25 protein-coding genes and 2 riboswitches are annotated in these 21,922 nt (G+C 40.1%); of the genes, 17 read left to right on the top strand and 8 right to left on the bottom strand.

The genetic code is table 11. From position 1 onward, the window contains the following. Positions 1-396: 396 nt before the first annotated feature. Both NR125_RS19385 and NR125_RS19380 read left to right on the top strand, forming a co-directional pair. On the top strand, positions 397-939 hold the full coding sequence (locus NR125_RS19385) for a DUF1572 family protein (protein WP_009333649.1): 543 nt from the start codon (positions 397-399) through the stop codon (positions 937-939). 181 nt (positions 940-1,120) lie between these two features. Continuing rightward, the gene (locus tag NR125_RS19380; protein ID WP_034296771.1) at positions 1,121-1,936 is read left to right on the top strand and encodes a lipid II flippase Amj family protein; all 816 of its coding nucleotides are present in this window, start codon (positions 1,121-1,123) and stop codon (positions 1,934-1,936) included. A 49-nt stretch (positions 1,937-1,985) separates the two neighbouring features. Here the strand turns inward: NR125_RS19380 and NR125_RS19375 are convergent, their stop codons facing one another. From NR125_RS19375 to NR125_RS19345, 7 genes are all read right to left on the bottom strand, one after another. After that, positions 1,986-2,591 carry a DedA family protein gene (locus NR125_RS19375; RefSeq protein WP_009333652.1) on the bottom strand — a complete coding sequence of 202 codons (606 nt, stop codon included), beginning with the start codon at positions 2,589-2,591 and terminating at the stop codon, positions 1,986-1,988. Positions 2,592-2,929: 338 nt separating this feature from the next. Then, positions 2,930-4,240, bottom strand: a complete 1,311-nt coding sequence (locus NR125_RS19370) for a hemolysin family protein (RefSeq protein ID WP_217032130.1) — start codon at positions 4,238-4,240, stop codon at positions 2,930-2,932. Positions 4,241-4,374: 134 nt separating this feature from the next. Then, complete coding sequence (locus NR125_RS19365) at positions 4,375-4,746, bottom strand: MerR family transcriptional regulator (RefSeq protein WP_009333654.1); 372 nt, start codon at positions 4,744-4,746, stop codon at positions 4,375-4,377. Positions 4,747-4,923: 177 nt separating this feature from the next. Next, positions 4,924-6,147, bottom strand: coding sequence for a dicarboxylate/amino acid:cation symporter (locus tag NR125_RS19360; RefSeq protein ID WP_019382662.1), 1,224 nt, complete (start codon positions 6,145-6,147; stop codon positions 4,924-4,926). Between the two features lie 152 nt (positions 6,148-6,299). After that, positions 6,300-6,445: riboswitch (cyclic di-AMP (ydaO/yuaA leader) on the bottom strand. 133 nt (positions 6,446-6,578) lie between these two features. Next, a complete protein-coding gene (locus tag NR125_RS19355) occupies positions 6,579-6,764 on the bottom strand; it encodes a hypothetical protein (RefSeq protein WP_009333656.1) in 186 nt (61 codons plus the stop codon). Positions 6,765-7,011: 247 nt separating this feature from the next. Continuing rightward, positions 7,012-7,161 carry a hypothetical protein gene (locus NR125_RS19350; RefSeq protein WP_236887901.1) on the bottom strand — a complete coding sequence of 50 codons (150 nt, stop codon included), beginning with the start codon at positions 7,159-7,161 and terminating at the stop codon, positions 7,012-7,014. 7 nt (positions 7,162-7,168) lie between these two features. Then, entirely contained in the window at positions 7,169-7,534 is a 366-nt protein-coding gene (locus tag NR125_RS19345; RefSeq protein WP_226280748.1) for a hypothetical protein, read from the bottom strand. A 115-nt stretch (positions 7,535-7,649) separates the two neighbouring features. On the opposite strand from NR125_RS19345, the gene NR125_RS19340 reads away from it, so the two are divergent. The 9 genes from NR125_RS19340 to NR125_RS19295 all read left to right on the top strand — a co-directional run bounded on the left by NR125_RS19340 (position 7,650) and on the right by NR125_RS19295 (position 15,730). Continuing rightward, a complete protein-coding gene (locus NR125_RS19340) occupies positions 7,650-8,099 on the top strand; it encodes a GNAT family N-acetyltransferase (protein ID WP_009333659.1) in 450 nt (149 codons plus the stop codon). 134 nt (positions 8,100-8,233) lie between these two features. Further along, the gene (locus NR125_RS19335; RefSeq protein ID WP_192908868.1) at positions 8,234-9,253 is read left to right on the top strand and encodes a serine hydrolase domain-containing protein; all 1,020 of its coding nucleotides are present in this window, start codon (positions 8,234-8,236) and stop codon (positions 9,251-9,253) included. Between the two features lie 64 nt (positions 9,254-9,317). Next, positions 9,318-9,842 carry a DinB family protein gene (locus tag NR125_RS19330; RefSeq protein ID WP_019382664.1) on the top strand — a complete coding sequence of 175 codons (525 nt, stop codon included), beginning with the start codon at positions 9,318-9,320 and terminating at the stop codon, positions 9,840-9,842. 167 nt (positions 9,843-10,009) lie between these two features. Then, positions 10,010-11,173, top strand: a complete 1,164-nt coding sequence (locus NR125_RS29955) for an endonuclease (protein ID WP_019382665.1) — start codon at positions 10,010-10,012, stop codon at positions 11,171-11,173. Positions 11,174-11,284: 111 nt separating this feature from the next. Continuing rightward, positions 11,285-11,435, top strand: a riboswitch (cyclic di-AMP (ydaO/yuaA leader). Between the two features lie 78 nt (positions 11,436-11,513). Next, positions 11,514-12,170, top strand: coding sequence for a potassium channel family protein (locus NR125_RS19315; protein ID WP_026041776.1), 657 nt, complete (start codon positions 11,514-11,516; stop codon positions 12,168-12,170). Positions 12,171-12,212: 42 nt separating this feature from the next. Continuing rightward, positions 12,213-13,583, top strand: a complete 1,371-nt coding sequence (locus NR125_RS19310) for a TrkH family potassium uptake protein (RefSeq protein WP_226280747.1) — start codon at positions 12,213-12,215, stop codon at positions 13,581-13,583. An 84-nt stretch (positions 13,584-13,667) separates the two neighbouring features. Then, positions 13,668-14,099: a MarR family winged helix-turn-helix transcriptional regulator gene (locus NR125_RS19305; RefSeq protein ID WP_009333665.1), complete on the top strand. Its 432-nt coding sequence runs from the start codon at positions 13,668-13,670 to the stop codon at positions 14,097-14,099. Positions 14,100-14,575: 476 nt separating this feature from the next. Beyond that, positions 14,576-15,424: a 2-oxoglutarate-dependent dioxygenase gene (locus NR125_RS19300; protein ID WP_019382669.1), complete on the top strand. Its 849-nt coding sequence runs from the start codon at positions 14,576-14,578 to the stop codon at positions 15,422-15,424. Between the two features lie 36 nt (positions 15,425-15,460). Further along, a complete protein-coding gene (locus NR125_RS19295; RefSeq protein ID WP_009333667.1) occupies positions 15,461-15,730 on the top strand; it encodes a DUF1450 domain-containing protein in 270 nt (89 codons plus the stop codon). Between the two features lie 132 nt (positions 15,731-15,862). Here NR125_RS19295 and NR125_RS19290 read toward each other — a convergent pair whose 3' ends face one another. After that, a complete protein-coding gene (locus NR125_RS19290; RefSeq protein WP_051005571.1) occupies positions 15,863-18,049 on the bottom strand; it encodes an FUSC family protein in 2,187 nt (728 codons plus the stop codon). Between the two features lie 142 nt (positions 18,050-18,191). Here NR125_RS19290 and NR125_RS19285 point away from each other — a divergent pair, with 142 nt between their 5' ends. The 6 genes from NR125_RS19285 (at position 18,192) to NR125_RS19260 (ending at position 21,871) form a co-directional block, all read left to right on the top strand. Further along, positions 18,192-18,530 (top strand): YolD-like family protein, encoded by a 339-nt coding sequence (locus tag NR125_RS19285; protein ID WP_019382671.1) that lies wholly within the window; start codon positions 18,192-18,194, stop codon positions 18,528-18,530. A gap of 106 nt (positions 18,531-18,636) precedes the next feature. Beyond that, positions 18,637-19,128 carry a tetratricopeptide repeat protein gene (locus NR125_RS19280; RefSeq protein WP_019382672.1) on the top strand — a complete coding sequence of 164 codons (492 nt, stop codon included), beginning with the start codon at positions 18,637-18,639 and terminating at the stop codon, positions 19,126-19,128. Positions 19,129-19,231: 103 nt separating this feature from the next. Then, positions 19,232-19,474 carry a hypothetical protein gene (locus NR125_RS19275; RefSeq protein ID WP_019382673.1) on the top strand — a complete coding sequence of 81 codons (243 nt, stop codon included), beginning with the start codon at positions 19,232-19,234 and terminating at the stop codon, positions 19,472-19,474. A gap of 82 nt (positions 19,475-19,556) precedes the next feature. Continuing rightward, complete coding sequence (locus NR125_RS19270) at positions 19,557-20,315, top strand: GNAT family N-acetyltransferase (protein ID WP_071155717.1); 759 nt, start codon at positions 19,557-19,559, stop codon at positions 20,313-20,315. A 199-nt stretch (positions 20,316-20,514) separates the two neighbouring features. Next, positions 20,515-21,138 carry a YhbD family protein gene (locus NR125_RS19265; RefSeq protein WP_009333673.1) on the top strand — a complete coding sequence of 208 codons (624 nt, stop codon included), beginning with the start codon at positions 20,515-20,517 and terminating at the stop codon, positions 21,136-21,138. Between the two features lie 19 nt (positions 21,139-21,157). Then, complete coding sequence (locus NR125_RS19260) at positions 21,158-21,871, top strand: polymer-forming cytoskeletal protein (RefSeq protein WP_026041778.1); 714 nt, start codon at positions 21,158-21,160, stop codon at positions 21,869-21,871. Positions 21,872-21,922: the final 51 nt, after the last annotated feature.

Genomic DNA, 21,922 nt, shown 5'->3' with positions numbered 1-21,922 from the left:
TTAATCGAGAGGAATAACGACGAAAAAGACGAAGGTCGGAGGAAAATGGTAGTTAATCGAGAGGAATAACGACGAAAAAGACGAAGGTCGGAGGAAAATGGGGGTTAATTAAGAATAATAACGACGAAAAAGACAAGGGTAGAAGGAAAATGGTAGTTAGTCGAGATGAATAATGCCCAAAACGACGAGGGCCGAAGGAAAATGGGAGGTAATAAGAAGAATAACGGCGAAAATCCGAGTGTCGAAGGAAAATGTAGTTAATCAAGAAGAATAATGACGAAAAAGACAAGGGTAGAAGGAAATGGTAGTTAATCCTGCGTCTCTTCAAAAAACGATTTCACAGGTATAGGTCCTAATGAGTCCCAATCTTACTGAAGTTAAAAAGGAGGCCATATTATGAGTATAGGTGCAAATTATCTAATGATCGTAAAGAAAAGATTCCAGGCAGTGAAGGAATTAGCGGATATAACCATTCAGCGGCTTTCCAATGAGGAATTGAATTGGGCTTGCAATGAAGAGTCCAATAGTACAGCGGTAATTATCAGGCATATGAGCGGCAATATGGTTTCACGGTGGACCAATTTTTTGACATCAGATGGAGAAAAGCCTTATCGAAACAGGGATGAGGAGTTTTCAACAGCCACAGCCACAAAGGATGAACTATTATTGATTTGGGAAAAAGGGTGGAAGGTACTGTTTTCCGCTTTAGATAGTTTAAAAGAGGAGGATCTGCTTAAAAATATCACTATTCGAGGCGAGAGCCATCTAGTTATGGATGCAATAGAAAGGCAGATGGCCCATTATTCTTACCATGTTGGACAGATTGTTTATATCGGCAAGCTATTAAAAAACGAAGAGTGGGAAAGTCTCAGTATTCCGAGAGGGAAATCCGATGAATTTCTTAAGGAAATGCTCGACAAGCACGATGCCGGAAAATAGGATAGGCAGTGCATTATTTGCAATTGAGGAGGGAAATCATTGAGTAAACTAAGAATATCGCTGGCGGCAGGCAACATTTTAATTTCCCTTTATATGTTAATCACCCAAAGCTTTTTTCATCACGCTTCAAACATAATTAGACTAATGGTATAATAAGGAAAAATCGAAAGAAGTGTTCTTTTTGGATCTTATGACGGGGAAAATCGTGTTTACTTCTTTATTTATTATCCTTATACATAGTATTGAAACACTGGCTTATGCAGTCCGATTATCGGGTGCCAGGGTCAAGCTGATAGCATCAGGGCTTTCTTTGTTCAGTACCATTGTCATTGTTTCACGAATGGCAAACATGGGGCAGCAGCCTTTGCTTGGCAGTATTATTGATACAGCGCCTGAACAAAACTTTCTCGTTTATGTGGAAAGCCAATTCAGGGTGTTAATAGGGGCATCCACAATAGGAACCATAATTGGAATTCTATTGCTCCCAACATTCATAGCCATTTTCTCAAGAGCGATTATCCGTCTTGCCGATGAGGAAGGGTCGGTTCCTTCATTACTGAAAATCGGGTTTAATTGGAAATCGGCAAAGAGAATGGTTAAACATTTTAAAATTCCGAGAATCTCCTATTTAAATGGGCTTAAACTTAGTGAAATTCCAAAACGGCTATTTTTATTCAATATGTTTGTAACAGCCATATATACAATTGGAGTACTGGCAGCCTTATATGCTTCCCTGCTTACAACGGCTAGCTCAAATACTGCTGTAATGGCATCCGGACTCATAAACGGTGTGGCAACGATTCTTCTATCCATTTTTGTGGACCCGAAAATTTCTGTTATGTCAGATAATGTGGTGCACGGGAAGGCCAAGTATTCGAATTTAAAAGGAATTTCGATTATGATGGTTACCTCCAGATTGATTGGAACAGTCCTTGCACAAATCATGTTTATACCCGGTGCATATTACATAGCCTGGGCTTCAAAGTTTTTTGTATAAAACATAAATAGAAACGGCACTGTCCATCCAGTGCCGTTTCCATTTAAATTTATATACTTTGGCTTTTTTTGCGCTTGTTTACATATTTGTAAGTGAACACTATAATGACTGCTGCAATGATGATCAGGGCTAGAGGCAGGGCATAGCTATTAAAAATTTCCTCTGCTTCTTTGTAGTGAGGGCCCAGTTTATATCCTAAATAAACATAGAATGCGGTAATCGGCAGCATTGCGAGGAATGTATAGATAGAGAACTTCCACACATTCATTTTGGCCATCCCGCATGGAATGGAAATCGCAGTACGGACAACTGGCATAAATCGGGCGAAGAAAGCTACCCCTGCGCCATATTTTTCAAAAAACTTGTCCGAAGCATCAATCTGTTTTTGAGAAACCAAGAAATATTTTCCGTATTTTAAAACCATTGGACGGCCGCCATATCTGCCCAATGCATATAAAGTCAGCGGTCCAATCGTTCCTCCCACTGTACCTGCTAATACGACTAAATAATAATTAAAGTCTCCCTGGAAGACCCAAAAGCCCGCCAAAGGAAGAACCACTTCTGCCGGGATAAATTCAAAGCATAATGAAAGCAAAATACCAAAGTAAGAAAACTGTTTTAAGAAATCAATAAAGCTGATGATAATTTCTGACATAGCCACACATCCTGTTGATTAATAAGAAAAGCGCTAGCGCCTTGCCCACGAATGAACGCAGACTAAGAACGCCACGTCCTGTGGCAACGTCTGCATGACCCACATCCTGTGGGCCTCAAGCACAAGACGAGCCTCACGGAAAGGCGTTCGCTTTGCCTTTTGGGGAGGATTGGCTTGTGACCTCGAGGGGGCATGCTGCTTGCGCTGGACAATTCACGAAATTAAAAGATATAAAACGTACATAAGTCAGTCTAACGGGTAATAGGAAAACAATCAAGTATTTATATAGACAGGCAAAAAAGAAACGGCAGCTGCCGTAACCGGAGCCGCCGTTTTTCCTAGCTTAATTGGGGCTTGCTTTTAAAAACTTCCAGATAATGCAGCTGGTGCCCATCTTTTTCGTGGACTTTAAATGTAAATCCATCTGCTTCAATCTCTGTTCCTATCTCTGCTTCCATATGCTGTGTCAGGAACCAGCCGCCGATTGTATCAACGTCTTCATGCTCAAAATCTGTGCCAAGCAGATTATTGACATCGTCTATAAGAAGCTTGGAATCCAGAATATAGTGGTTATCGTTAAGCTTTCTAATTTCAGGAACCTCATCTTCATCAAATTCATCACGGATTTCTCCGACAATTTCTTCAAGAATGTCTTCGACAGTCACCAATCCGGAAGTTCCGCCATATTCATCCATTAAAATGGCAATATGGATGCGTTCTTTTTGCATTTTGACTAGCAGGTCATGAATCGGAATGCTTTCAATTACATGGATAACCGGGTTAATAAACGAGTCAAGCTCAAGATTCTCCGGGGTGATCCTGTTTGTAAGACTGGCCGTCAGAAATTCTTTTACATTAATAAACCCTCGGATATTGTCTTTATCCCCATCTTCCACTGGATATCGTGTGTAATTCTCTCTCTGGATTGTTTGCATAATATCTTCTATTGTGTCATCAGAAGCAATCGTAATCATTTCAGTACGCGGAACCATGATTTCTTTTGCAATTCTTTCATCAAATTCAAAGATATTGTTCACGTACTTTAACTCATTTTTATTGATCTCACCGCTTTTATAACTCTCGGATAAAAGTATTCGCAGTTCTTCTTCGGAATGGGCGATCTCATGCTCAGAAGCCGGTTTTAAACCAAATATGCCAACCAGTACCCGAGCAGATCCGTTTAAGAACCAAATGAAAGGGAACATCAAGCGGTAGAACCAAATAATCGGCGCTGCGAACGCCATTGTAACTGCCTCAGCTTTTTGGATGGCAACGGTTTTTGGTGCAAGCTCACCTACAACCACATGCAGGAAGGTGACTAAAGCAAAGGCAATGCCGAAGGATAAAATATGGGTAAGCGATTCGGCAATCTCAAATCTTTCAAATACCGGGTGCAATAACTTTTCGACAGTAGGCTCACCAAGCCAGCCCAGCCCTAATGCGGTAATGGTTATTCCCAATTGACAGGCTGATAAATACTCATCAAGGTGAGTGACGACTCTCTTAGCTGCAATAGCCCTTTTATTACCCTCAGCAATCAGCTGATCAATTCGGGAAACACGTACTTTTACAATCGCAAACTCAGTTGCTACGAAGAATGCGGTTAATGCTATTAATAGTGCAATCAGTAATAAATTTATGGTTGTCAACGAGCAGTCTTACTAAAGTAAGACATACACCTCCTAAAATGGTAATAATCCTTATAAAGTTCACTACTTAAATTGTGCCCAAATAGATATCCATAATGCTCCAAAAACCCAAAAAAACGTTTTGGGACAGGATATCAGTTGAGCAATAAAAGCAATGTTTGAATTAATGATAAGCTTTCATGTGAAATATTCTTTTTGACATATTCGTATTTTTCGGGATCAGATTTTTTAAGCTGTGAAAGTGCTTTTGTCACATCTTCCTCCAGATCCTGAATTTTGAGCCTTAGTTCAAGAACATCTACCTCTTCAGAAAATCGGCCGATAACTTTTTTCTTTATTTCCTCCAGCGACAAACCATCCGCTTTACATTTTTCGATAAAAGCAATACGTTCGATGGCGGAATAATCATAATAGCGATAATTTGAAGGGGAACGTTCTGCTTTTAGCAGTCCGAGTGAAGTATAGTAATCAATCGTTCTCTTAGTAACCTTTGCTTTTTCAGCCAATTCTCCTATTCTTAACTTCTCAGCCCCATGAGGATTCCTCCAAACTGTTACGTGATGGTTATGAATCTAATTATACTAAAAAATAATAGAAAATCAATGAATTTGAATAATGAAACAAGCAGGGAGGAAGAGATTTCCACAAAAAAATAACACCGGATAACCGGTGCTATTTTGCATTCAGGCTTTAACGGCCTCTTTCTTTGCTTCCGTTTCCGCTACAATTACTGCACAGGCAGCATCACCTGTAATATTAACTGCTGTTCGCGTCATATCAAGCAGACGGTCAATCCCAATGATTAATGCGATACCTTCAACAGGAAGATTGACAGAGTTAAGAACCATCGCTAGCATAATCAAACCGACACCAGGCACACCAGCTGTACCAACGCTGGCAAGAACGGCAGTAAGGACAACCGTGATTAGCTGTGTCAATGTTAAATCAACATTATATACCTGGGCAATGAAAATAGTTGCAACTCCCTGCATGATGGCTGTTCCATCCATGTTGATGGTTGCACCGAGAGGCTGAACAAAGCTGCTGATTGATTCAGGAACTTTCAGATTTTTTTGGGCCGTATTCATGGAAATCGGCAGAGTCGCATTACTGCTTGATGTACTGAAAGCAACCCCCATGGCCGGCGCAAAGCCTTTAAAGAACCATAGCGGGTTTTTCTTTGCAAGTAAAGCAATAGAACCTCCATAGGTTAAAATCGCATGTATAAATAACGCAAGAAGAACTACGATCATATAAAGTCCCATAGCTTTAATGGCACTTAGACCCTGACTTCCTACAGCAGAAACGATAAGTCCAAACGTTCCATAAGGAGCGAACCTCATAACCAGGTTAACAAGGTACATCATCATGTCATTGCCTTGTTCAATAAGGTTTAATATGCCTTTTGTTTTATTGCCGAGCATGGTTAATGCAAATCCGACAAAAATAGAAAAAGTGATAATCTGAAGCATATTGCCTTCCGTGAAGGCTTTTACCGGATTGGTTGGAATAATATTTAATAGTGTCTCTGAGACAGGAGGAGCTTCCTTCGATTCGTACTCCACGTTTGTTACGTCGAATTCACCAACGTTTCCTGGCTGGAAAACAGCTGCCAAAGCAAGACCTATGACGATTGCAATGCTGGTGGTAACCAGGAAGTAGGAGATTGTCTTAATCCCAATTCTTCCCAACTTCTTAGGATCACCGAGGCCTGCTGTTCCAAGGGTGATGGAAAAGAAGACGATCGGAACAACCAGCATATTGATGAGATTTAAAAAGATTTTTCCCAGCGGAGTAAACAAAAACTTGTCAAGCTCGGGGAAAATGCCAGGTGCAAATAAATTAATCAACAGCCCTGTGATTCCCCCGGCGATCAAAGCAAGAATAATTTTAGTAGATAATTTCATACACGTTCCTCCAATGAAATAAATGATGTAAAAAAATGTAAATCTCGCACAAAAAATATTTTGCCTTTCCTATATTACCCCCAAAAAACATAAACCTAACTAAAAAAGGCAACAAAAAAACACAGAGGTAATAACCACTGTGCATTTATGCAGTGTTCCCTCTCAACACGCTTACGAGGTTAGCTGTCGGGTTCGGGTCTTGAGAGTACCCTACCTATAAAAGGATTCACCCCAGGTGCTTTTATTAAAAAAGTACAGTTGGTTCCCCCGCTCAATTAAGATTAAGCGAAAATTATTAATGTTTTTTTAATATATTAACAATAATCATAAAAGTTGTAAATCATACGATTTTCTTATCTAGGTTTACTAAGGTTACTATCATTCAAATAGTAATTTAATAGGAAAGGTCAATTTGGTTTTTAGCAATAAGATTAGAAGTTAAGCCAGCTTAAAAGAGGATGTCTTTTTTTGTCTTTCACTTTTAGTTCCTTCTTATTCAGCTTGTCTTCATGTTCGGCCAGCCACTCTTTTAACTCTTCTTTGTCCTTGCATTGCGTATAATAAGTCTCGCCGTTTTTCCCAGTGGCACTTACAACATATCTGCATGTATTTCCCATAAAGCACCCTTTTCAAAGTAATTTCTTTTAGAATTATAACAAGATTTATGACAATGTCCACCATTATTTTTTAGGATTATGAGTATATTGGCTTTGGGGATATTGCTGATGAAAATATGCCTGAAAAAATCCAGCTAAGATATCCGCTGGATTAATGTCGCTTCTGCATTTATCCTATTGGTCCGGCAGCTTATTGATTACTGGGAAAGTTTTTTCCTGTTGTCAGCTCCAGTGGGAATGGCCTTTCTTATCTGCGCAAAACTGTAATAAAGCCGTCGAGAATCTCATGACTAACAGTAACCCCTTTGAGAGTATAAAATTCAAGAGCCTCTGTATTCCTATTTGATACATAGATAAAATAATCTTCCACATCTTTAAATTGGATTAACCATTCCATCGGCATGTTAAAAAGAACTGATCCAATTCCATATTGTCTGTAGCATTTTTATAAAGAATTGAGATAAGCAGCCAACATGCCTTTTCCCGACTGAAGTCAGATCAAAAAAAATGGCGAAATCATTGGAGCAGGCTTCCTTAGGAGAAACATTGGAATAGACATAGCCCGCGATTTCTTCATCGTCCTTAACGATCTCTATATAATTATGTAAAGATGATTTTACGGATGGAATCATTCTAGTTTCAAAATTCATGCTGTCAAAACGCTCAGGTGTTATATGTGCCTTAGATTTCTGAAAAGCCATCAGCTTATTGCATAAATCCCGGCAAAGTCTGATTTTCTCTTCTGTTATCACTTCATATTTTAAATTCATCCTATTCACCCCTAGTTAAATTTTAAATTGGAAGGTCTTCATTCGTCCAAAAAAGAGGGAATTTATCCTTGATAGAGAAGTTTATCTTAAAACTAATATAAAAAGAGGGACCATAATGATTAGGGAAATTGATATTAAAGATCGAAAAGCTGCTGTGCAAGTTCTAAGTGTCCAGCTTCCTGCGTATAAAATTGAGGCTGAAATCATTGGATGTCCTGATTTACCGCCTTTGAAGGATACGGCTGATGACTTGCGAATAACCGGAGAAACCTTCCTTGGGTATTTTATAGGTGAAAAATTATGCGGTGTGATTTCTTTTAAAGAGGAAAATAATGTTTTAGATATTCATAGACTGATTGTGCATCCTGAACATTTTAGAAAGGGAATTGCACAAAAGCTGCTGAACTTCATTGAACTGAGGCCGATGAATGAAAAAATGATTGTCACAACAGGCTCTAAGAATACCCCTGCTGTCACTTTTTATTTAAAGAATGGTTTTAAAGAGCTGAAGAAAATGGAAATAAATGAATCACTGACTATTACTGCTTTTGAAAAATATTTATAAAATACTAAAAGATTAAGCGACTCTTTCATTTGGAGGAATCATCCTCTTTAAATCCGTTATATGTTTTATAGAGTCTGCTATTACTGTCCCGCATTGCTTTAGGTCAATGGAATATTACTTAAAGGGGAATACTCATGTTATTTAGGGATTATGATAAAAGGTTAAGGTCTGTAATTAAAAATGTTGGTTTTTCCGGTGTCGTACTTGTTAAAGAAAAGGAGGAATTGATCCTTCAATTAGCAGAGGGGGATGCTGATCGAGCAAACAAAACCCAAAATAACCCAGGTACCAGGTTTGGCATCGCCTCCGGGTGTAAGATTTTTACGGCGGTTAGCATTTGTCAATTGGCCGAGAATGGATTCATATCATTCGAAACAAGACTTAATGATGTATTGAAGGATGTTTTTCCCTTATTTGATGAGACAATTACCATTCATCACCTGTTAACCCATACATCCGGAGTGCCCGACTATTTTGATGAGTCAATTATGGATGATTTTGAGGAGCTGTGGAAAGAAAGGCCAATGTATCTATTAAATCATCTGAGAGATTTTCTTCCTATGTTCCAGAATAAAAAGATGATGTTTAAGCCCGGGGAGAAATTTCATTATAATAATGCCGGATATATACTTTTGGGTTTAATTATAGAGAAGAAGACAGGACTGAGTTTCCAGGATTATATTCATTCCCAAATTTTTGAACCATGTGGAATGAAGGATTCAGGCTTTTTCCGATTTGACAATCTTCCTGAAAATACAGCAATTGGTTATATAGATAATGAAGAAGATGGGACATGGAGAACCAATATTTATTCATTGCCCATCAGAGGCGGTTCTGACGGAGGAGCCTATGTTACTGCTCAGGATATCATCTTATTTTGGGAAGCATTGTGTAATGATAAGCTCATGAGCGGGGAGTATACTGAAAAGCTGATGTCCCCGCATGCCAAAGCAGATGAGAATGAGTATTACGGCTACGGATTATGGATCAAAAAGAAAAACGAAGCCATCTTCAAATATCACCTCATGGGCTATGACCCGGGAGTCAGCTTTCATTCTGCCTATTACCCTGAAAGCGGGATAACCCTTGTGGTGCCATCAAATAAATCATATGGGCCATTTACTGTAATGAAAGAAATTGAAAAGGACTTTTAGATGAGCTATGTACAGGTGCTTATTTTTTGTATCTAATCGGGTCTGTTTATAAAGGAGCGGTTATATGAATTTTAATTTAAGAGAAGCTATTGAGATTCTTGAACGTACACCCCATACGCTGGATGCATTACTAAGCGGTCTATCTTCGGAATGGCTTAATGGCAATGAAGGGGAAGGCACGTGGAATGCTGCCGAAGTGGTTGATCATTTGATTGATGGCGAGGAGAAAAATTGGATTCCACGGCTGAAATTTATTCTGCAGGAAGGGGAAAGCAAGCCCTTCCCCCCATTTGACCGCTTTGCTCATTTAAATGTGTCAGAGAGTCTATCACTTGAAGAAAAGCTTGAAGTCTTTAAGACCCTTAGAATGAAAAATTTGGCCATGCTTAGGGGTATAACTGATCTGGAAATTCATTTCGAAAAGACAGGGCTTCATCCAGCATTTGGACCAGTCAGAGTCAGGGAATTGATTTCCACTTGGGCTGTGCATGACCTTACGCATATTTCACAGATTTCTCGAGTATTGGCAAATAGATACAGAACTGATGTTGGTCCTTGGATTGAGTATCTGGGCATTTTAAAAAAGTAAGCACTTTAAAAAAATTGCATCAAAGTTAAGTTTGTAAATTCTGTGTGAAAAGTAAACTTTTGGGACCAAAACCTCATGATATGGCCGAAGGTGTTCATTTATACTTGTGTGGAATTGTGACTTTTCTGATTATTTAAGTCCATTCAAAAAAATATGGAGGCGAATGAATGCTGAATCGTAAGAAAAAAGGCCTGCTGTTAACTTTTATTCTGGTTACTGTCATTCTGATCGTGATGCAGCCCATTCAAAATTCTATAACTAGGGCAGCTGCCGGGGATGGCTCCTGGACATCACCTTATTCCGTTTCACAGGGAATCAATACTCAAAACAACTCTTCCAAAACTGTTCAAGGCTATGTGGTTGGACAGCCGACTGCGGCAAATACGGTTATTTCAAGCCAGTTTCCTAATGACTATGCTTTGGCCCTGGCGGATAGTCCATCAGAGACCAGCACAGCTAAGATGCTTTATGTTCAAATTCCTTCCACGTTTCGCTCTGCTTTCGGCTTAAAATCCAATCCATCCTTGATTGGAGAAAAAATTAAGGTAACCGGAACACTTACCGCCTATTTCTCTCATCCCGGGCTAAAAGATGGGACGGCCTTCGAACAAGCTGGTGATGGAACAGTCATTCCCGGCCCTGAACCAGGAGGATATTATGATGCTGCAAACGGAAAAACAGGGGAGGCTTTAAAAACAGCCCTCCACACTATCATTGATGATCACACGGAAATTTCCTATTCGAATGTATGGGAAGCACTGCGTGAGACAGATGAAGATCCTGCCAATCCCAATAACGTCATTCTTTTGTATACTGGCCGCTCTCAGGGGAAATTCACCAATGGTTCTGGCGTCAATGATTGGAACAGGGAGCATGTTTGGGCTAAATCTCACGGGGACTTTGGAACAGCTATGGGTCCGGGAACAGACTTGCATCATTTGCGGCCAACAGATGCTTCAGTAAATAGCTCGAGAGGGAATCTTGACTTTGACGATGGGGGCACCCAGCATTCAGAGGCACTGGGAAACTACTATGATTCAGATTCCTGGGAACCCAGGGATACAGTAAAAGGCGATGTTGCGAGGATGCTTTTTTATATGGCTGTCCGTTATGAAGGAGACAGCGGAGAAGTGGATCTGGAGCTAAACAATCAGGTCAATAATGGCTCTGCTCCTTATCATGGCAAAATGTCTGTCCTGCTTGAGTGGCATAAGGAAGATCCGGTAGACGATAACGAGCGGAGAAGAAACGAAATCATCTATTCTGATTACCAGCATAACCGCAATCCATTTATAGATCATCCCGAGTGGGCATCAGCAATTTGGGAATAATCTTCAGGAAAGCACTTTCCGTTACTGGGAAGTGCTTTTTATTTTACTTACTTTGAAAAAAAGATTGACAAGAGATTTCCATGGGAGTAATTTATATTTATTAATTTCATAGTAACCTTTTTGCTGAATCATTATGAGCGGGGGAACCAATTTTGATAAACCTGGTTTATCTTGGGGTGAATCTTAGCATATTAAGGCTAAGAAGGGATACTCTCAATCCCTAATCCGACAGCTAACTCCGTAAGCCGAATCGAGGGAAGGGTTGATGGAAACCATTGGCCATTCTTTTTTTAAGAGTGGTTTTTTTGTGTTCATTTTCAAAAAGAAGGGAATTTCTTCAATGAAAAAACAGTATGCAGTATTTGGTTTAGGCCGCTTTGGCGGAAGTCTCGTAAAGGAATTTCATGAATTGGGAGTGGAAGTGCTCGCAATTGATGTAGACCAGGAGAAAGTAAATCAATACGCACAGTTTGTGACATATGCAGTTCAAATCAATGGCATTGATGAAGCTGCCATAAAGCAATCAGGGATAAAAAATATCGATCATGCATTTGTTTCATTTGGTGAAAACATTGAGTCCAGTATATTGACATCCTTGTTATTAAAAGAAATGGGGATTCCAAAGGTGTGGGCAAAGGCACATAATGAGTATCATGCCAGGGTGCTCGAAAAAATTGGCGTTGATCGTGTTATCCACCCGGAGCGGGATATGGCTAAGCGGATTGCCCACCATATTGTTTCGGAAAAAATGATTGATTATATTGAGCTGTCTGAAGATTACAGTATGGTTGAGATTGTGGCTACAGATAAAATTGCCGGAAAATCCCTTTCTGAATTGAATATTAGGGCAAAGTATGGCTGTAATATCGTGGGGATTCAGCGCGGGAAGGAAATAATCGTTACTCCATCAGCTGAAGAGGTTATTTTAAAGGGCGACGTCCTGATTGTAATGGGACACAATAAAGGGATTGGCAGATTTGAGAGGCATGGAGTATAAGCCTTGCCGATAAAAAAATACCAATAAGGGGTTAGCCTTATATTGTATAAGGAGCATAAAAGAATGAGGAGAATGGGACGATCCTATAACTGGATAAAAATGAATCCGGCACAAATGCTTTCGGTCGGTTTCTTAATCTTAATTGGTGTAGGCACACTGCTGCTGATGCTGCCTTTTGCTACGAAAGACAGACATCATTTATCGTTTATCGATGCACTTTTTGAGGCGACTTCTGCTGTATGTGTAACAGGTCTCGTGGTAGTGGATACCCAAACCACATTTACTGTTTTTGGCCAGATTGTACTGATGGTCCTCATACAGATTGGCGGCCTTGGATTTATGACATTTGGGGTTCTCATAGCTATCATGCTTGGAAAGAACATTGGTTTGAAAGGAAGGCTGATGATCCAGGAATCTTTAAATCAGCTTTCGATTGAAGGGATGGTCAGGCTGGTTAAATTCGTTGTCGGCTTTACATTAATCGCTGAAATGATCGGTGCATTGATATTGGCTATTCGCTGGTCGTCCGATTTTGGCTTTCCCCGCTCATTGTATTATGGCATTTTCCATTCGGTTTCTGCCTTTAATAATGCCGGATTCGATATAATGGGCCAATTCAGGAGCGTTACTGAATATGCTGGTGATTTTACTGTCATCATGACACTCAGCTTCCTGTTAATAATCGGAGGTATCGGCTATATCGTTGTACTTGATGTAAAAAGAAACAAGAGTTTGAAAAAGCTCTCTTTGCATACAAAATTGGTCCTCCTGATGACGCTGATTCTTAACATTCTCGGAACAGTATTTATCTTTGCGCTTGAATATGATAATCCTGGGACACTTGCCAATTTGCCTTTAAAAGATAAACTATTGGGGGCTTTTTTTCATGGTGTGGTCCCGAGAACGGCTGGATTTAATTCTTTGAATACTGGCGAATTAACTTTAGGTTCGCAGCTGGTAACAATGCTGCTCATGTTCATTGGAGGGGGATCAGGAGGTACCGCCGGCGGCATTAAAGTCACTACCTTTGTCTTGATTTTTCTTGCAGTCAGAGCGCTGATAAAGGAAGAAGATGAAGTGAGCCTGATGGGAAGGCGAATTCCAAAGGATCTTATTGTCAGAGCTTTTACAATAACCGTCTATTCAATAGGATTCATCTTCTTTATCTTATTTATTTTATCCATAACAGAAAATGCTCCATTGAACGTCCTTTTATTCGAGGTGATATCCGCTTTTGGCACGGTAGGCATGTCGATGGGGCTCACACCTGAATTAAGTGCAACAGGAAAAGGGGTAATTGCATTTATGATGTTTGCAGGAAGAGTAGGGCCAATCACAATCGCTTTTGCACTTGCCCGAAGAAAAGGAAAGGCCAAATATAAATTTGCAGAAGAGAAAATCATGATTGGATAAGTGAAGGAAAGTTATCTGGTGTATAGGACAGAATAATTTAGTTTCAATAAAATTTTCCACCATAAATAGGATAGGGGATTTTAAATGAAAACCAGATTTAATGACTATATAAGCATTAAGATCCATCAAATAGACCTGACCTTAACAAGCTATATTAAGACTAAATTAGCCCACTTAAATATTGCCCCGGAGCAGAACCTGATTCTAATGCTTCTCTGGGAAGAAGACGGATTAAGCCAAAATGAAATCGCCAGGCGGCTGGATAAAGATAAATCTAACATTGCCAGAATGCTGAGCAGTCTTGAAAAGAAAGGCTTTATCAAAAAAAGCATGAATAAAGAGGACAGCAGATCTCTGAATGTTTATCTAACCGAAAACGGCAAAAATCTCAGTGAACATGTATATCCCATCACAGAGGAGTTTCACTCGATCGTCACATCGGGTATTACGAAGGAAGAGCTGAGAATTGTTGACGATGTTTTAATGAAAATGAGAAGAAATATGGAGGGTAATTAGCGGTGCAGGATGGAGTGGGATGCTCTATCCTGTTTTTTTTGTGAAGGTCCTGAAGCCCAAAATGAGAACAGCGCTGAGAAACAGTCGCCATGAAGGCTCCATGAAGCCGAAAAGTCGTGAAGCGAGAAGAAAACAGTCGCCATGAAAGCTTCATGAAGCCGAAAAGTCGTGGAGCGAGAAGAAAACGATCGCCATGAGGCAGTCATGAAGCCGAAAAAGAGAGCAGCGGTAAGAAAACGGTCGCCATGAGGCAGTCATGAAGCCGAAAATGGGAGCAGCGCCGAGAAAACTGTTGCCATGAATCTATAAGAATTTAAAACGGCACTCTAAAGAGAATCAGTTTATATGCAAATTTGAACTATCTGAGTTACCAGGTAAATCGATTCAGTTCATTCATTAATAATAGTATAATAAAATACATATATTTCTATATCTGGCTAACGGATGTTTTCATTGAGTCATACAGGGGGAAGATGATGACGAAGATTATGCAGATATCAGATGAACTAAAGGATTGGATTGTGGGTGCGCTAAAAAGTGATGTGAGTCCGATTGCGCTTGCGAACGCTTTGATTAAGAAGGGTTTCGATAACCGGTTTGCATATGAGACTTTATTTAAAATTGTTGGAAATGAAGCAATTAAGACGACAGAAGGGCAGCAGATTCGATATACTTATGAAGTCCCCGAAATAGGCAGGAAGGGGAATATCCTTCATACGAGTGATAAGGACGTAATAGTGCTTTCCAGAAATGAAAAGCCATTTGTGCTCCATTTGGATCAGGTGCTCAGCTCAGAAGAATGTGATGAGCTTATCAGTCTTTCAAGGAGCCGGCTGCAGCCATCCCTGGTGGTGGATAGGGGTTCTGGAGAAGAACGGGCGGGTTCAGGAAGGACAAGCAAGAGCATGGCTTTCCGGCTTAAAGAAAATGAACTGGTCGAAAGAATCGAAACGAGGATTGCTGAATTGACCGGTTATCCTGCAGAAAATGGTGAAGGCCTTCAGATCTTAAACTATGGATTGGGTGAAGAATATAAGCCTCACTTTGATTTCTTTCCCCCCCACATGGCGGATGCCAGCAAAGGCGGACAGAGGGTTGGAACGTTCCTCATCTATTTGAATGATGTGGAGGATGGCGGTGAAACGGTCTTTTCTAAAGCTGGACTTTCATTTGTTCCCAAAAAGGGAGCGGCCATTTACTTCCATTATGGCAATGCTCAGGGTCAGCTGGACCGATTGTCAGTCCATAGCAGTGTGCCTGTAAGAAAGGGAGAAAAATGGGCTGCTACCAAATGGATTAGGGAAAGCAATATATATTGCCATTAGAGTTTTTAAAGAATAATCAGAAGGAAGTTTGATCAGGTGAAACTCATCAACAAACTATTCTCAAAGCAAAAAACGGCTTCGATTGAATTTTGTCAGCGGAATCTGGATGAATTTTTAAAAGAAGAGAGTTTGGCTGCATTTAATCAATTTCTGAGCCAGAAGAATATTAACTATAAAGAATACGAATGCCAGAGCAGATGCAAAGAATGCAGGCAATCACCTTATGCCCTGGTGGACGGGAAGCTGATTGCAGCGGAGAATTCGGATGAATTATTGATAAAATTGAAAGAAGAAGTAAAGAAATAAAAGGAATCGGAGCAATCCGATTCCTTTTTTCATACTCTTTTTTTTGATGTACATTGAGAATGTGAATGTGCAAATTAATCTAGTATTGATCCTGAAATAGCATCTCCCAATTCATATAAAAGAGAAGGAGGATTATTGCTCCTTCCCTGCACCAAGATCTTCTGCCAATTCCATAATCGCTTTATTGATTCTCCAGACGAAATAAAGGTGATGAATCAAATCACGCTGGGATTGCTGCCTTGCTGGTGCCAATCGTTCAATTTGTTCCCTTTCATTTTCAAGACTATACACAAGCATGCCGTCTCCGCTATCTTTAATCAAATCCATTAATGTCTCAATATTTAATTCAAGCTTTTCTTCAATCCTTATGAAAACATCGACCAGCTCATCGGGATAGTCGAATCCTTTTCGGTAGGAGGAAGCCACAAGGTGTCTTGCATAATAGTTGATGGCTGAAAATAGTGTAATCCATCTGTTAACGTCAGCATGGCGCGGGGATCCGGGTTTTTTTATCAGAGATTGTGCTTCAACGTTTATGGTTTTAAGTTTTTGATCCAATAAGAAGCCTTTGCCTGAAAGCTCCTTAACGTTCACATCTTCCCGGAAGCTTCTCACATACTCAGTGACATACGGTTTCAGTTCTTGTAAGTAGTCATTTAAGGTATCCGCCACTTTTTCCTTCGTTTTCTTTGGGAAAATAAATAAGGAAACTCCGAATGCAATGCCGGCACCGGCAATTGTATCGATTACCCTTGCACTGATAAGGGAAAATGTAATTCCTCCAAGTAAAAGGTCATACATAAAAGCAACCAGCATCGTTATAAACATGCTCATTAACGTATAGGAGACCTCAAACAAATAAAAGGCGAAAAAAACCGCTGCAAAAATCAGCGTTATTTCAAGGACGGAATGGCCGCTGACCACTCTTGCAAGTGTAAATCCAATTACTGCTCCAATAATTGTTCCAACCGACCGCTGAAAACCTTTCGTATAAATGCGCCCGATCGATTCGGTACCGAGCAAAACAATAAAAGCTGTTAAAAGAACCCAATAAGGCTGGTCAGGCGAAAGAATCTGGCCGGCAATGATGGAAATGATTGCAGCAGTCAATGCCTGAAAAGCTTTTTTGGTGGAAGGTTTGATGCCCTTATCTTCTTCAGATGGTTCATCTTCACTTTCGCCTTCAGCTGCCTCTTCAGATAATTTAATCTCATTGTCTTTCATTTTATGAAGTGCCTGCTGTATGGTTATGCCGCCCTCGATGACATGGTTCGCAATGGACTCGATCCGCCTGATCAGAAACAGCCATCCTGCAGGTTTGTCTTCCCGGCTGAACAAATCAATAATAAGCAGGCGGAGGGCCTGTACAGCAAGCTCTGCTTCACGCAGATTTTGTTCTTCATATTGTTGGGCAAGAACTTCAGCATCGCGAAGAGAACGGGTTACCCAAACCAGGAGTTTTCTCAGCTCATCAATTTCAAGGGCATTTGCTTTTTTTAAGCTTCTAATTGAGTCTGTCAGTGTTTCAATCAGCATACCTGCATCAAAAATATATAACCTTAGCTGAGTAGAGGTCAGCCCAGGCCATAATTTTTGAACATCTTCATCATTTATATACTCCGAAACCATGACAGCATAATCCCTGAGCTTCAGCACGTTTCTTCCCAATTCCTCCCGCTGCTGAGGAGTCATTTCCTTGGCTTGCATCCCCTCAATTAAGAGATTGAACGTAAAATTACTTTGGAAATGAAAGGAGCGAATGCTTCTTTTCAGGTTTTTCGCGGTGTCCTGAAAAAGGATGAAATTGAACAGGAAAGCATACGCGATCCCAATCCAAATGCCGAAGTAGAAGGATGGAAGCTGACTGCCTGATAGTTTTAAAATAGACGCGAAATAAAGTGTCATGAATGCAATCATGCATAGAGAAAAATACCGCACTCCAAAGCGGGTCAAATAAAAGCTTAAGAAGATTAACAGAACCATTGCAATATCGATAAAGACCGTGCTTTCCGCCAATAGGGAACCGATCGATACCCCTGCCATGGCTGAAAGTCCAAGCAGGCCAGTTGTGAGCATTTTACCTTTTTTGGAGTCATCCATGACAATCATGATGCCAAGCATGCCTGCCATTCCGGACACTATCGCCGGAGTGAGAGCGGCATCAGCATCAGCACCAGCCAATTGCATGATGAACAAAGTCGTAAAGACTGAAGCCATTAAACTTAAAGTGGCCCGTCCTGCTTTTTGAAATCGGATAAGCCCGGGATCGGATGCCAGCAAACGTCCGAGCCACCGGTGTTTTATAGGAAACTGCTTCATTGTTTCACCAATCTTTTCAGAGAGTTAAAGATTATTTTACCACTCGTACTTTTATTATCCAAATGAACCAGCTTGAGATTTTGTGCTTTACAGGTTTAAAAACAGAACAAATGTTCTATAATAGAGGATGGAGGGATTTACTATGCCGCTAAAAGACAGAGGGAAAATAAAATGGCAGCCAGCCCACTTCATGCCGGAACACCGGGCGATGCTAAGAAAATTGGAAACTGAACAAATGGCACAAGACAAGCCGCTTATAGATGAATATGAATTGGAGGACTATGAAAACAAAATTCACTATGCAATGGAATATGCCTTCTTTCTAATAGTAAAAGTCTGGCGGGAGGGATTATTCCACGAATATACAGGGAGGGTAAACAGGCTGGACGGCATCGGCAGAAAAATTTATCTGGAATTGGAAGATGGGTTTCTTGAGAAGGTCATGTTTGATGAAATAGCTTCGGTTGAAGTGAAAGAATAGTGCAGCGAGACATAATTCAATTTTTGCAGAAAAGTTAAAGCTTTACCATACCCATTATTTGCAATTTTTAGATATAATAGAAAGAAAGCGGTGATCGGAGGTACATATGAGCACGGACTTAGAAAAAGCGATTGTACTTCGCAATCTCGGTAAATACAAAGATTCCAGCCTTCTGCTTGTGAAATTGGCTGAAGAGTATCCCTTAAACCCAGTGATTCATTATCATTGTGCCTGGAGTTTTGACGTTCTAGGGGAGGAATCGAAAGCTGTTTCTCATTATGAAAAAGCGATCGAACTTGGGCTGCCTGAATCTGATCTGCCAGGTGCCATTTTGGGTCTTGGGAGCACATACCGGACTCTTGGGGAATATGAAAAATCAAAGATGGTGTTCGAGAAAGGAATCTCCCAGTTTCCGGCTAATCGTGCAATCCAGGTGTTTTATTCCATGACGCTCCATAATTTAGGCCAGCACAGCGAGGCAATGGAGATGCTCCTAAAGTGTGTGGCCGAAACTTCTGATGACCCGGAAGTTTTGCAATATAAAAAAGCAATTACTTTTTATGCAGACAAACTTGATGAAATATTTGATAAAGATTAGAAAAAGGATTTCCCAAAATACATGATATGACGGCGGAGAATAATTCAAACATCTCTGATTTATTAGAGGTAATTTTAATGAATATGGTTAATTGCTATAATAGATGATCTTAAAAGGTCAGACGGCGGCCGTATCCTTTATCCATTCGATGAAAGAGACTGCTATCTTCAAAATGCAGTCTCTTATATATCTGCAGGTGCCAAAAGCGGAAAATGACCGTAGTTTCCTCCAATTTGATAAGTGGAAGAGTATGAAAAGAAGGTTTCCAAGGTTATTTCTCAACATGGCCGGAATTTTCTATGTGCTTATGATAACAGCAGTACCCTTTGAATTAAAGAATAATTAATACGCTGCCATGATGTGCTTATTACAGATAAAGAATATAAATTTTTGCAAAACTAAAGTGTTTGCTATATTAGGAGAAGCCGATGGAAAAAATCACTTTTAATAATATCCATAAACCGGGACACACAGTACTGGAAAATGAACTTTTTATTCACAACCATAACCCTGACATGCTCCTTCAGTATGACAGCAACTTTATTGCTTTTAAAAGAATGCCTTCTGTTCAAGAGTTTGAGGAGGCACATCAATATTTAAGAACTTTTCATCAAAAATATGGCCAAAAGCATGTAAGATTTTATTTTCCTGATGACGAGGAGCTTACCGGAGAACTTCTGGCCAGCTTTGAGAAGGATGATGATTTTACGGTTGGTTATTTAGAGCTATTTGCGATTCATCCAGCTGATTTTCCTGAAGTTCAGGAAAAGGAAGAAATTACAGTCGAAAATGTTACGGATGAAACATGGAATGATTATCTGGAATTTCAGCATGAGCAGGATTCGGTTTACGGGATTAATTATGCCGAGAAAAAGAAAGATCAGCATTTAAGGAATTTTAACGATGAAAGGATTAAGCAGTTCATTGCATATTATAAAGGGAAAGCTGCCGGATCAGTAGATGTAATTATCAAGGAATACACAGCTGAAATTGATGGATTGATGGTCCATGAGGATTTTCAGAAAAAGGGCATCGGCAGGCGCCTGCAGAAATCGGTAATGGATCAGTTTAAGGATAAAACCATCATCCTTGTTGCAGATGGTGAAGATACTCCAAAGGAAATGTACCGCAGGCAAAATTATCAGTATATTGGAAAGCAGTATAACCTTTTAAAAATATACGAATGAAGAGAAGCCTGGTTCTATAGAGAGCCAGGTCTTTTTGTTTAAATAGAACACTGTTTTATAAAGGGGAGTTCATCCTGGATTGATTTCATGGTGTAAAATCGGGATTTTGTCGAAAAACCTCGGGAAAAAATGAATAATACAATATTCTTAACGTAACAGTGTTATGTTACAATCATACCATCGGAAAGGAGACCTGGAATTGAGCGATGAATTAATTTCAAAAAAAGAAGTCCTTGATTTAACTGGAATTTCTTATGGGCAGCTTTATCGGTGGAAAAGGAAAAGCCTGATACCGGAGGATTGGTTTGTCAGAAAATCAACTTTTACAGGGCAGGAGACATTTTTCCCAAAGGAGAAAATTCTGGAGCGGGTCGATAAAATACAAAAGATGAAGGATAGCCTTTCACTGGATGAGCTGGCAGATTTGTTTTCATTGAATGCTTCAAATCTGAAGCTGACAAAGGAAAGCCTGATTGCTAAAGGGATAGCTTCTGAACCGGTTATGAATATCTTTCTCGAGACACAGGAAGAGCTTAACGAATTCAATTACCATGAGATTTTGAAGCTTTATATCCTTTCCATCCTGCTTGAATCCGGAGATATCCATATCGAGGAAGGGAAAATGCTTCTTCAGTTATTGAGTGATCATCAAAGTATCCTGCAGCAGCCAAAAGCTGTTATCTGCTTTATTCGCAAACTTGGAATGTCCAGCTGCCTGATTTCGGTAAACGGGGAACAAGTCCTGCTTGAAAAAGGAACAAAAGTGGCCGCCACTTTATCGTTAGAACATTGTGCAGAGGAATTAAAATCCAAATTGGTATAGGGGGAATTTTGCTGTGAATATGAAAACACTAGGGAACTTAATAATTAATGGAGTGGGATCGTCTAATGGAGGTTCATTTGAAAAGGTTGGATTAAATGGCAAGGGAACGGTAAACAGTGATATTGAGTGCAAGAGATTCCATTGTAACGGTACGGCCACTATCCATGGAAACGTAAAAACTGAAAAGGGAAAGATCAGTGGTGCTGCAAAGATCCATGGAGCTGTTAAAGCTGAATCCTTTGTTATCAATGGCTCTGCCGACATTTCTGAAGCTGTCAGCTGTCAAAACCTTGAAGTCGCCGGAAGATCCACTATCGGAGGCTCTGTAAAATGCGAAGTAATCGTTGTGAATGGGAAAGTAACTATTGAAGGGGACTGTGAAGCGGAGGTCTTCCGTGCTGAAGGGACATTTTCAGTAGATGGTTTACTGAACGCAGAAACGATCGATATTAAGCTTTTTGGAGACAGTAAAGCGAAAGAAATCGGCGGCAGAAAAATTAAAGTGACACAGCATAGAGAAACCCTATTAAAATTAATCAAATCCATCTTTCCCTTGAAACTGGAGGCGGATTTAATAGAAGGCGATGACATCGAACTCGAAGGCACAGCAGCTCTTGTCGTAAGAGGGAAAAATGTAAAAATCGGCAAAAATTGCGAGATCGGACTTGTGGAATACTCTGGTGTTTATGAATGTGCAGCAGAAGCGGAAGTTAAAGAACTTCGCAAAATCTGATAAAAGGAGAGAGGTGCAGGGAAGCAGTTTTTTACATTTTCTTTCGGATAG

Source organism: Cytobacillus sp. Bac17 (assembly GCF_024519925.1).
Lineage (GTDB): Bacteria > Bacillota > Bacilli > Bacillales > Cytobacillaceae > Cytobacillus > Cytobacillus pseudoceanisediminis.
The sequence above is the reverse complement of the archived record's forward strand: the minus strand, read 5'-3'. Positions and strand labels throughout refer to the sequence as shown.